This window comes from Actinophytocola sp., assembly GCF_036402745.1.
Lineage (GTDB): Bacteria > Actinomycetota > Actinomycetes > Mycobacteriales > Pseudonocardiaceae > Actinophytocola.
In genome coordinates this window covers 91,533-102,587 of the sequence record NZ_DASWSJ010000078.1, presented here as the reverse complement: position 1 = coordinate 102,587, position 11,055 = coordinate 91,533, and the positions used below count along the sequence as shown (strand labels likewise).

The 11,055-nt window shown below is 72.6% G+C and carries 12 protein-coding genes; 9 read left to right on the top strand and 3 right to left on the bottom strand.

Annotated elements, in window-relative coordinates; translation table 11 throughout:
- Nucleotides 1–274, top strand: a 274-nt coding sequence (locus VGD70_RS07860) for an EAL domain-containing protein (protein ID WP_331079611.1), incomplete at its 5' end; no start/stop codon positions are given.
- A gap of 279 nt (nucleotides 275–553) precedes the next feature.
- On the opposite strand, the gene VGD70_RS07855 is transcribed toward VGD70_RS07860, so the two are convergent.
- Complete coding sequence (locus tag VGD70_RS07855) at nucleotides 554–1,114, bottom strand: type VII secretion system-associated protein (RefSeq protein WP_331079609.1); 561 nt, start codon at nucleotides 1,112–1,114, stop codon at nucleotides 554–556.
- A 47-nt stretch (nucleotides 1,115–1,161) separates the two neighbouring features.
- Between VGD70_RS07855 and VGD70_RS07850 the strand changes: the two genes are divergently transcribed.
- From VGD70_RS07850 to VGD70_RS07830, 5 genes are all read left to right on the top strand, one after another.
- On the top strand, nucleotides 1,162–1,770 hold the full coding sequence (locus tag VGD70_RS07850; RefSeq protein WP_331079607.1) for a DUF3558 family protein: 609 nt from the start codon (nucleotides 1,162–1,164) through the stop codon (nucleotides 1,768–1,770).
- A 133-nt stretch (nucleotides 1,771–1,903) separates the two neighbouring features.
- The gene (locus VGD70_RS07845; protein ID WP_331079605.1) at nucleotides 1,904–2,278 is read left to right on the top strand and encodes a hypothetical protein; all 375 of its coding nucleotides are present in this window, start codon (nucleotides 1,904–1,906) and stop codon (nucleotides 2,276–2,278) included.
- 36 nt (nucleotides 2,279–2,314) lie between these two features.
- Nucleotides 2,315–3,679: a hypothetical protein gene (locus VGD70_RS07840; RefSeq protein ID WP_331079603.1), complete on the top strand. Its 1,365-nt coding sequence runs from the start codon at nucleotides 2,315–2,317 to the stop codon at nucleotides 3,677–3,679.
- Between the two features lie 72 nt (nucleotides 3,680–3,751).
- Entirely contained in the window at nucleotides 3,752–4,564 is an 813-nt protein-coding gene (locus VGD70_RS07835) for an ESX secretion-associated protein EspG (protein WP_331079601.1), read from the top strand.
- Complete coding sequence (locus tag VGD70_RS07830) at nucleotides 4,561–4,938, top strand: sterol carrier family protein (RefSeq protein ID WP_414637909.1); 378 nt, start codon at nucleotides 4,561–4,563, stop codon at nucleotides 4,936–4,938. The genes VGD70_RS07835 and VGD70_RS07830 overlap by 4 nt, the downstream gene beginning before the upstream one ends.
- Before the next feature lie 270 nt (nucleotides 4,939–5,208).
- On the opposite strand, the gene VGD70_RS07825 is transcribed toward VGD70_RS07830, so the two are convergent.
- Together VGD70_RS07825 and VGD70_RS07820 are read right to left on the bottom strand one after the other, a co-directional pair.
- Nucleotides 5,209–7,176, bottom strand: coding sequence for an alpha/beta hydrolase (locus VGD70_RS07825; RefSeq protein ID WP_331079597.1), 1,968 nt, complete (start codon nucleotides 7,174–7,176; stop codon nucleotides 5,209–5,211).
- The gene (locus tag VGD70_RS07820) at nucleotides 7,173–7,490 is read right to left on the bottom strand and encodes a hypothetical protein (RefSeq protein WP_331079595.1); all 318 of its coding nucleotides are present in this window, start codon (nucleotides 7,488–7,490) and stop codon (nucleotides 7,173–7,175) included. Before VGD70_RS07820 ends, VGD70_RS07825 begins: the two co-directional genes overlap by 4 nt.
- 108 nt (nucleotides 7,491–7,598) lie before the next feature.
- On the opposite strand from VGD70_RS07820, the gene VGD70_RS07815 reads away from it, so the two are divergent.
- The 3 genes from VGD70_RS07815 (at nucleotide 7,599) to purM (ending at nucleotide 11,027) form a co-directional block, all read left to right on the top strand.
- Nucleotides 7,599–8,327, top strand: a complete 729-nt coding sequence (locus VGD70_RS07815; RefSeq protein WP_331079593.1) for a maleylpyruvate isomerase N-terminal domain-containing protein — start codon at nucleotides 7,599–7,601, stop codon at nucleotides 8,325–8,327.
- A gap of 110 nt (nucleotides 8,328–8,437) precedes the next feature.
- Complete coding sequence (purF, locus tag VGD70_RS07810) at nucleotides 8,438–9,937, top strand: amidophosphoribosyltransferase (RefSeq protein WP_331079616.1); 1,500 nt, start codon at nucleotides 8,438–8,440, stop codon at nucleotides 9,935–9,937.
- 10 nt (nucleotides 9,938–9,947) lie between these two features.
- Nucleotides 9,948–11,027 carry a phosphoribosylformylglycinamidine cyclo-ligase gene (gene purM, locus VGD70_RS07805; RefSeq protein WP_331079592.1) on the top strand — a complete coding sequence of 360 codons (1,080 nt, stop codon included), beginning with the start codon at nucleotides 9,948–9,950 and terminating at the stop codon, nucleotides 11,025–11,027.
- Nucleotides 11,028–11,055: the final 28 nt, after the last annotated feature.

Below are 11,055 nucleotides of genomic sequence, written 5' to 3'. Positions count from 1 at the left end.
CCTCGCGTACCTGCGGCATCTGCCGGTGCACGCGCTGAAGATCGCGGGCTCGTTCGTCGAGGGCCTGCGCGCGGACGAGCCGGACTCGGTGGACGCCCAGATCGTGACCGCGCTGGTGTCGCTGGCCCACAGCCTGAAGCTTGACGTGATCGCGGAGGGCGTCGAGACCCGCGACCAGGCCGACCGCCTACAAGCCATCGGCTGCGACTCGGCCCAGGGCTGGCTGTACGCGAAACCTGGCCCGCCGGAAGAAATCGCCCACTGGCTCACCTGACCCGACCACGCCGCCTGGCCGCGTCCCTGCTGGTCGTGCGTCGCTGAGCCGATTCCGCGCACCACCCCCGCGAACCACCGTCGCGGCCGCCGCCAGGAGCCCGAACCCGATCGGGTGAACTTTTTGTCCCCGCCGCCCCGACGACGAGCAGCCCCGCCCCGACTACGAGCAGCCCCCACCCGCTCCGGGGGCACCCCTCACGTCCAGTCTACCCGGTATAAGGCCAGGTCAAAGGGTATGCGCGGGCCTGTGGACAACTTCGGGCCGCGAGTGGAAGGTTCAGCGCGCTGCCGCGAGGTGGGTGGCCGGGATCATCGCCGTGATCGGGCCCGCTGGGTTGATCACCAGCGGGTGGCCGTGCAGCAAGGGGACCAGGTCGCGGCCCGAGACCTCGCGCCAGCCCGGCCACGCGGTCGGGACGTGGGCCACCGACGTGCACGCCGGCACCATCACCGTCCCCTGGCGGGCGGGGAAGCCGGTCACCGAGCGGTCCGCCGGCGACGCCGCGTACAGCAGCAGCGACGCCCGCAGCACCGCGGCCGGCAGCGTCGACTGCTCCACGTGCCCGGACCGGATCAGCTGCAGCGTCCGCTCCAGGTCGCTCGCCGGCTCGGGCATCCGCAGCGCGGTCGGCGACGGGCGGTAGGCGGTGTTGCGCACGAACGTCGCGTCGATCTCGCCGTCGGCGTTCACCGGGTACGCCCCGACGACGCCCCAGGGCGGGACATCCGCGTCCGCGTCCAAGGCCGGGTCGATGACGTAGAGCCACGTGTTCGGGTTCGCCTGCGCGCTCGCCCGCATCTCCGGGGTGATCTCGGGCGGCGTCAACTGGTCCGGCATGACTCCACATCGTAGGTCCGATCGGCCCAATCGGTAGGTTGCCAGGCATGCGGACCCTGCGGATCGCGCTCGCGTCGCTCCTCCTCGTCGCCGGCTGCTCGACGGCCGAGCCGGGACAGCCGACGGCCGGCGACCCGACGACGACCACCACCCCGGCAACGACGACTGGCCAACCGGAGGAAACAACCACAACGACCGGAGCGCCCGTCCACCGGCCCAAGGAGATCGACCTCACCGCCGTCGACATCTGCAAGGTCGTCGCCAAGCTCCCGGTGCGCGACTACGGCCTCGACGGCGACCGCCCGCCGGTCGGCGGCGACTCGAGCCTCTTCCCCGGCGCGAAGGACTGCTTCGCCGGCGGCATCCAGAAGAACATGTCGCTCACGCTCATCGCGGTCACCGACGAGGGCGCCACGTCCTTCGTCGAGACCGCCAACGCCGAGGTGAGCACCGCCGTGGCGGCCGGCTTCCCGCTGTCGGTGCTCAAGCCGCGGCAACCGGCCAACTGCTTCGGCGTCCTCGACGTGCACGACGGCCAGTTCGTCTTCATCTCCTACGGCCTCGGCAGCCCGACGGAACAGCCGGTCACCCCGCAGAACAAGCTCTGCCAGACCCTCCCCACCATCGCCACCGCGACAATCGCCGCCCTCGGCTGACGTCATGGTCGCGGCCCGGCAGCGTCTCAGAGGAAACTTTTCGATGTTGGACGGTTGCTTGTGGGAACCACTCCACGGCTCGCCGCATCGGAGATACAGTCGTCGCAATTGCACAGACTGAGGGAGACGAACCGTGTATCTACAGGACGGTGGTTCCGGGGCCGCCCCTGCGGGTCCCACCTTCACGGGCACTCAGCGCCTGAGCATCGAGCCAGCCGCCATTCCCGACGCGCTGTCGGCATTCCGGGAGGCGCACGACCGGGTGTCGCGCAAGGTCCAGGAGCTCGGCGGCCTGCCGGTCCGCGACTGGGCGGGGGACCCGGTCAGCGGCGAGACGGCGATGCAGTTCACCGAGCGCACCAACGGCGGCGGAGCCGACTCGGCCATGGCATGCCTCACCGGCTACCAGGAGCAGCTTCGCAACGCGATCGAGTCGCTGGAGTCCGCCCACGCCGACTACCTCGCGATCGAGGGGACGAACACCGCCCGCTGGGGCAAGTACGACTAGGCCGATCATCCGTCCGCGTTCAAGGGATTGATCTCCATGGGTTACCGATGGCGGGGCTTCGAGCACCCTGAGCTCTACGACATGATCAACAGCGGCCCGGGGTCGGCCGCTTCCGAGCCGCAGACGGCCTACTGGACGAGCCTCACCGACGAGCTCAGCCGGGTCGACGAGGCGCTCAACACCAAGCTGACGAACCTGGGCGCGTCCTGGGAGGGCCAGGCAGCGGAGAGCGCGCAGTCGGGCCTCACCCCGCTCGCCGCGTGGGCCGGCGACGCCGAGACCGGCTCGACCGTCATGCGGATCTCCTCGGAGAACCAGGCCGGCTACATCTCCGACGCGCGGAACAAGATGCCCGAGCCGGTCTCCGTGACCACCCCGGCGCCGTCCGCGTGGGACAAGGTGGCCGCCGGCGCCGCCGTGCTCACCGGCAACCCCGGGCCCGCGATCCAGGTCGCCTCGCAGGCCGCCGACCACGAGGCGCAGGAGGCCACGCAGAGCGAGGCCCAGCAGCGCGCGGTCGAGACCATGCAGACCTACGAGAGCAGCAGCACCTGGAACCGCGACACGCTCGGCACGTTCGTCGCGCCGCCGGACGTCGTCGTGTCCACCCCGCCCCCGCAGGGTGGCACCACCGGTCACGTCCAGCCGACGAACTCGCACGTCACCACCGTCGGGCACGGAAGCACCCAGACCACCACGACGCACGGCTACACCGTCCCGACGGGCGGCGGCTCCGGCGGCGGCAGCCTCACACCGACCGGCGGTGGCACGCACGTGCCGGCCGGCCAGTTGCCCACGGGTGGCCAGGTGTCGGCCCCGCCTGCCATCACCACGCCTTCCGGCGTGCTGCCTCCCGGCCCGCCGCTCGGTGGCCCGCCCGGCCAGCCCGGTCCCGGCATCAACCAGCCGCCGTTCAACCCGAACAACCCGGGCTGGTCGAACAACACGCTGCTGCCCACGTTCAACAACGGCGGCAACCCCAACCTGCCCAACGGCGGCAACCGCGGTCCGCTCACCGGTGGCCCGAACGGCCCCGGCAACGCCGGCGACATCGCTCGCAAGGGCGTGCCGCTGCGTGGCGGCCTGCCGGGCAGCGGCGGTCTCGGCGGTGCCGGTGCCATCGAGCCGGACGGCTCGCGGGCGGCCTCGCAGCTCGGTCGCGGCGGCATGGCCGGCGTGCCCGGGGAGAACGGCGTGGTCCGCAGCGGCCCGGGTGCCGCTGGTGCGGCCGGTGGCCGGGGCGGCTCGTCGGGCGCCATGGGCGGCGGCGGCCGGCGTGCGGAGGGCGAGGACGACGACGAGCACTTCGCGCCGGACTACCTGCTGGAGACCGACGACGTGTTCGGTGATGAGCGGCGGGTGGCTCCCACGGTGATCGGTGAGTCGACACCGCAGCAGTAGTTGGTCCTGAGTCGGGGCGGGGTGTCGCGCACGCGGCATCCCGCCCCGGTTTCTCTGAGTAAGGTTGGCTGTGTGACCAGCACGTTCTCGATCGGCGAGCGGGAGACCGAACCGATCATCCTGTCGGCACTCGAGTTCGATGTGCTGTGGGAGCATCTCCGGCTCGGCCAGCTGCCGCTGGTGGTCAAGGTGCCGTCGCCCGGCAAGACGTCCGAGGAGCGGGCGCAGCTCGAGCAGCGGGCGTGGGCCGACCTCGAGGGGCGCGGTCTCGGCCGGCCGGTCGAGGTACACCCGGACATCGAGGACATTCTGACGCTGCTGGCCAAGCCGGACCGCGAGGTGGACGCGCGGGCGTACGCGGGCCGCAACGTCCGGGCGCTTGCCGCGGCCACCGACGAGCTCGCGGCCGTCGCCGAGCTGAGCGACGGCCAGGTGACGTTGCGCCGCGCGTCGGCCACCGGGTTGCCGGCCGCCGCGCTGGCCGCGCTGCCCACCGCGCAGGCCGGCCCGGGCCACTCGGTCACGTTGCGTACCGAGGACTTCGAGTCCGCGGCCAACGCGGCCGGCGGCACCCGCGAGGGCTTCCAGAAGGAGCTGCTCTCCCACGGCCTCCGCCAGGACGACGCCCTCGCGCTGGCGGAGATGATCAAGGACGTGTCCGGCATGGGCAATTTCGGCGCCGCGGCCCGCGACAAGTTCGGCCGGCGCCGAAGAGCCGAGCGCGTGGTGTCCTTCTTCGACACCGAGGACGGCCGTTACGTGCAGATCCGCCGCCCCGCGCAGGACGGCACCCTGTGGACCACCATCTCGCCCGCCGACGCCCGCAACCTCACCCACTACGTCGAGGAGATGCTCGGCGAGATCGTCCGCGAGGCCGGCTCCTGAGCACGAGACCCGTTGACCCGCATGAACTTCGTGCCGCCGTGCTCGCCGTCCACCCCTGGCTCACCGGCGCGGCGGACCAACCCCCGCGCCCGGCACTGGCGGCGGCCGTCCGGCTGAGCCTGCGGACCCTGGCGCAGGTCGCTCCCGGCCGCAGCGTGGAGGTCCGGGTGCCTCCCTTCGCGGCGGTGCAGTGCATCGAAGGCCCCCGCCACACCCGGGGCACGCCCCCGAACGTGGTGGAGATGGACCCCCGCACGTGGCTGGACCTGGCCACCGGCCAGCTGTCGTGGCACGACGCGGTGACCGCAGGCAAGATCACCGCGAGCGGCAACAGAGCGGACCTGACGCAGTACCTCCCGCTGCTCCGCCTCTGAGCCGACGCCGCTCCCAGTTGTCCACAATGGCCCGAGTTGTCCACAGAAACCCTTGCGCACCCTGGATTGTCGGCACGAACCGATAGACTGGCACTGAGGGGTGCCCCCGGAGTGGGTGGGGGCTTGCGTTTCTTGCGTTCTGCACGCGCGTGCGCGCGCGCGGGGTTTGTTCGGGGCGGCATGGGGTGTCCACAGGGGGCGGTTCTCGCGATCGGAACTGTCGGGCCTCGTCGGTACGCTGGAATCCGGGGGGCCGGCGGCCACGCGGGGTCAGAACAGGCGGCCCAGCGTGTTGTCGTACAGGGAGCGGCCCGCTTCCACCAGGTCTCGGCCGCCCTCCACCAGGTCGCCTGTCGTTCCGACGATCACGTCGCCCGCGTCGTTCAGCAGTTCCGCGCCTGTGTCGCGGAGCTCGTCCCACGCCGCGTCCCAGTTGCCGGACACCGCGTCGGCGCCCGCGTTCCACAGGCCGCCGCTCACGTCCTCGATGATGTCCACCGTCTGCACGCCCACGTTCGCGACCCCGTCGATCACCGGGCCCACCACCGGCAGGTCCGAGCCGGGCAGCGACGGCGGCAGCGGCGAGTCCTGCCAGCGCGGCTGCGTCACCTCCGCGTAGTTCCCCGTCGCGATGTTGCCCAGGTTCCGCAGCGACTCCGAACCGTCCGCGTAGTAGGCACTGTGCGCCCCCGCCAGGTTCTCCTGCGACGCCGCGCCGAACTGGTTCGCGCCGAACGCGTCGTCGTACGGCGTCGTCGACGAGCCGTCCTCGGTGAACCAGTCGCCGCTCGTTCCCTGCACGATCGGGTCGTGCTCGGTCGCGCCTGCCCACACGTGCCCGGCGCCCGGCGACAGCTGGTCCACACTGGACGCACCGACGCCCGGCGAGCCCAGGAACGCGATGTCGTCCGCCGCCAGGCCGCCCATGGCGGCGTACCCGACGGCGAGGCTGCCGTAGCTGTGCCCCAGCGCCGTCACGTGCGGATCGTGACCCGCCGCCTCGGCGGCCGCCCGGTAACCGTCCACATCGGACACCAGAGAAACGCCGCCGGCGCGGCCGTTGTCCGGTGAGGTCACGTTCAGGTCCCATGCCGGCGCGTCGTAGCCCAGCCACGCGATCGTCGCGTTGCGCGAGGACGGGGCCGCCGCGTCCATCGACGCGCGCAGCTCCGCGGCCTGCCCGTTCGGGAACCCGTTGCCCAACGTCGTCCCCACGCCCGGCACGGTGACCGCGAGGTTGTCCGCGAGGTCGGGATTGCCGAACGCGACCGCGAGCAGACCGTCCTGCGCGCCCGGCCCGACCGGGTCGTAGGCCAGCACGTACACGTCGTCGGGGATGCCGGCCGCAAGCGCGCGGGCGTCGGTCACCCGCGCGCCGGCCGCCGCCGCGTTGTCCAGCTGCCGGTTCACACCCTGGCGCTGGTCCAGCAGGTCCGCCAGCGACGGGTCCGCCCGCAACGAGCCCTCGTCGGCCGGGTCCAACCCCAACGCGTCGGCCCGCTGGGTGATCTGCGCGTCCAGGTCCGCCCTCGTGGCCCCGAACCGCGCCTGGTCGACCTCGATCCGCCGCTGGTTCGCGTCGTCCAGCACCTCGGCCGGCAACCCGCGCAGCTGCCCGAGCGAGTCGAACCGCATCGCGAGGAGCTGGTCGCGCTCGGTCTCCGACAGCCCCGCCCACCACGCGGCCACCGCCCGCGGGTCCGACCCCGGCCGCGGCACCGTCAACCCCGCTTGCGGCGTGGTCCGCGGCCACGCCGCGTCCCCACCCGCGGTCTCCGCGAACGCGGGGCGCAGCCCGGCCAGCGACCCGGCGTAGGCACGCAACGTCTGCTCGTACCCGTCGCGGACCGTGGTCAGCGCGTTGTTGACCCGCGAGGCCAGCGCCGACAGCGCCGCGTTGTCCAGGCCGGACGGACGCGCGCGCCACGCCTCGATCGCGTTGTCCGCCGCGCCGCGCATCGTCCGGTACGCGCCCGCCGCCGCGTCGACCACGCCGGCGGCCTGCTCCAGCCGCGCGTACGCGGCCGACGTCGCGGAGCCCGACAGGGCGGACCGGGCGGCGAAGCTGTCGGCCGCCGCGCCCTGCCAGCCCGACGCGGCCGTCGAGCCGCCGGCGTCCATCGACGACCGTGCCCTGGTCAGCGCCGACATCGCGGCAGAGATCGGCTCGCCCGCGGTGGCGATCCGACCCGCGTCACCGCTGGCCAGCTGCCCGTAGAGAACCTCGGGGTCGATCATGCCGGGCCCGCCGCGGTGAGATCGGTGGCCGCGGTGTCGTCGCGCCGCTCGTAGTCCTCCGCGCTCGACACCAGCCCGTCGGCCGCGTCGTCGACCCACACCGAGCCGTGCCGCAGGTCGTCGCCGTGCTCGCCGACGAACGTCGCGAACGCCCTGGCCAGCTCGTCGGCCGCGGGAACCTCGCCCAGCGCGGCGGGGACGAGCTGGGCCACCGACAGCAGTGCGGCCGCGTCGCCGACCGAGTCCGATCCGGCGTAGACGTCGCGGGACGCGCCACGCAGGGTCGCGGGGTCCACCTGGAATCCACCGGCCACGATCGCCCTCCAATACTGGGGTGCGCACCGAAGCTACCCAACGGAACGGCTGCGTAGGGTGCTTTGCCGCGCACTATGTGCAAGTGCGCACGAACCGGAAGGAGCCCCATGCCGGTGTTGACGCCGCCCAGGTGGATCGAGGTGTTCTCCGCGCAGGCGGCCAGGTTCCGGGACGCCGTCGGCCGCGCCGACCTCGACGCGGACGTGCCCTCGTGTCCCGGATGGACGTTCACCGAGCTGACCGTGCACGTCGGCCGGTTCCTCGCCCAGGTCTCCCGCTACCTCACCAGCGGCAGCATGGTCCAGCTCCGGCCCGGGCCCGCCCAGCCGCCGGCCGACCCGATCGCGTTCCTCGACGAGCAGCTCGCCGCGGCCGCCGAGGTCCTCGCCACAACGCCGGGCAACCGTCCGGTGTGGACGTTCTCGCCCGCCGCACCCGACCTCGCGTGGGTGTGGCAACGGCGCGCCGCGCACGAGCTGAACCTGCGCCGGTGGGACGCCCAGGCCGCGCTGCGGACCCTCGCGCCCACCGACCGTGAGCAGGCCGCGGACGCCATCGACGAGCTGCTCGGCACGCTCCTCGCCGCGCGGCTGCTGCTCGACTCCCCGCCGACCACCGCGGGCAGCGCGACCGTGTCCTGTACGGACGGTCCGGAGCGGTGGTTCGTCCGGTTGGTCCCCGGTGAGGCACCCCAGGTCCGGGCGGCCGCCCGGGACGAGCCGGCCGACGCTCACCTGAACGGCCGCACCACGAACCTGCTCTACCAGCTGTGGAACCGCATGCAGCTCACCGGAACGGGTGATCAGAGCGTGCTCCGCGCACTGAGAATGAGCTGACCGCCACGTGGGCGCGTCGCGCTGCCCCGGGGAAACTCCACCTACACTGGGGGTTACCTGACACCGTCCGCAGGGGAGCATTCTCGGTGGTCACCGACCAGTACGCCGACATGTACGACCAACCGGAACCCGAGCCCCGCGAGGAATGTGGCGTCTTCGGGGTGTGGGCCAAGGGCGAGGAAGTCGCCAAGCTCACCTACTTCGGCCTCTACGCGCTTCAGCATCGTGGGCAGGAGGCCGCGGGCATCTCCGTGTCCGACGGCCGGCAGATCGTCGTCTTCAAGGACCTCGGGCTCGTCAGCCAGGTGTTCGACGAGCAGACCCTGTCCTCGCTGCACGGCCACATCGCGGTCGGCCACTGCCGGTACTCCACCACCGGGTCCACCACCTGGGAGAACGCCCAGCCGACGTTCCGCAACACCGCGGTCGGCGGCGGGTTGTCCCTCGGGCACAACGGCAACCTGGTCAACACCGCCGAGCTGCGCGAGCGGGCCCGCGAGGCCGGCATCCGCACCAACAACGGCGCCACCACCGACTCCGACCTGCTCTGTGGGCTCCTCGCGGCCTCGGCCGCCGATCGCGGCATCGAGCAGGCCGCCCTCGACCTGCTGCCCGACGTCCGGGGCGCGTTCTGCCTGGTGTTCGCGGACGAGACCACCCTCTACGCCGCCCGCGACCCGCACGGCGTGCGGCCGCTCGTCCTCGGCCGGCTCGAACGCGGCTGGGTCGTGGCCAGCGAGACGGCCGCGCTCGACATCGTCGGCGCCACCTTCGTCCGCGAAGTCGAGCCCGGTGAGCTGCTGGCCATCGACCACAACGGGCTGCGCTCGTCCCGGTTCGCCAACCCCGAGCCCAAGGGCTGCCTGTTCGAGTACGTCTACCTGGCCAGGCCGGACACCACGATCGCCGGCCGCTCGGTGCACGCCACCCGGGTCGACATCGGCCGCCGCCTCGCCCACGAGTCACCCGCCGAGGCCGACCTCGTCATCCCCGTGCCGGAGTCCGGCACACCCGCCGCCATCGGCTACGCGCAGGGCTCGGAGATCCCGTACGGGTCGGGCCTGGTCAAGAACGCCTACGTCGGTCGCACGTTCATCCAGCCCTCGCAGACCATCCGCCAGCTCGGCATCCGGCTCAAGCTCAACCCGCTCAAGGACGTCATCCGCGGCAAGCGGCTGGTCGTCGTCGACGACTCGATCGTGCGCGGCAACACCCAGCGCGCGCTGGTCCGGATGCTTCGCGAGGCCGGCGCGGTCGAGGTGCACGTGCGGATCGCGTCGCCGCCGGTGCGCTGGCCGTGCTTCTACGGCATCGACTTCGCCTCCCGCGCCGAGCTCGTGGCCAACGGCCTCGACCTCGACGGCATCCGCCGCTCGATCGGCGCGGACACGCTGGGCTACGTCTCGCTCGACGGCCTCGTCGCGGCCAGCGAGCAGCCGCGCAGCCGGCTGTGCATGGCCTGCTTCGACGGCAAGTACCCCATCGCGCTGCCGGACGAGGCACTCATCGGCAAGCACCTGCTGGAGGGGCTGGAGAAGGGCGTCGCGGGCTCTGCCGCTCCTGTCGTGCGTGCCGGATATGGTGCGGAGGACGCACTCCAGCGACCCTGAACCGGGAACCATGACCGACACCAGCAACACCCCGCACGCGACCTACGCTGCCGCGGGGGTGAGCATCGAGGCCGGTGAGCAGGCGGTTGAGCAGCTGAAGCCGTTCGCCGAGAAGGCGGTCCGACCCGAGGTGCTCGCCGGCATCGGCGGGTTCGCCGGCCTGTTCAAGCTCAGGCTCGACCGCTGGAAGGAGCCCGTCCTCGCCGCGTCCACCGACGGCGTCGGCACCAAGATCGCGGTCGCCCAGGCGCTCGACGTGCACGACACGGTCGGCATCGACCTCGTCGCCATGGTCGTCGACGACCTCGTGGTGTGCGGTGCCGAGCCAATGTTCCTGCAGGACTACATCGCCGTCGGCACGGTCGTCCCCGAGCGGATCGCCGCGCTGGTCAAGGGCATCTCGGAGGGCTGCGTGCAGGCGGGCTGTGCCCTGCTCGGCGGCGAGACGGCCGAGCACCCGGGCCTGATGGCCGACGGCGCCTACGACCTGTCCGCCACCGGTGTCGGCGTGGTCGAGGCCGACGCCGTGCTGGGGCCGGAGCGGGTGCGGCCGGGCGACGTCGTCATCGGCATGGCGTCCTCGGGGCTGCACTCCAACGGCTACTCGCTGGCCCGGCACGTGCTGCTGGAGATCGGCCGGATGCCGCTCGAGGGCCAGGTCGAGGAGTTCGGCCGCACGCTGGGCGAGGAGATGCTCGAGCCCACCCGGATCTACGCCAAGGACTGCCTCGCGGTCACCGCCGAGGCCGAGGTGCGCACGTTCGCCCACGTCACCGGCGGCGGCATGGCGGCCAACGTCGCCCGGGTCATCCCGCCGGGGCTGCGGGCCACGCTCGACCGGGGCACCTGGACGCCCGCGCCGGTGTTCTCGCTGATCGGGCAGCGTGGGCGGGTCGAGCGGGTGGAGATGGAGCGCACGTTGAACATGGGCGTCGGGATGGTGGCCGTGGTGGCGCCGGAGGACGTCGACCGGGCGCTGGCCGTGCTCACCGCGCGGCACGTCCCGGCGTGGGTGCTCGGCGAGATCAGCCCGCTCGGCGACCCCGACGCCGCTCGCGCGGAGCTGATCGGCGATCATCCTCGGTTCTAGGGCAACCGGAGCGCCCCCCGCGCCGTAC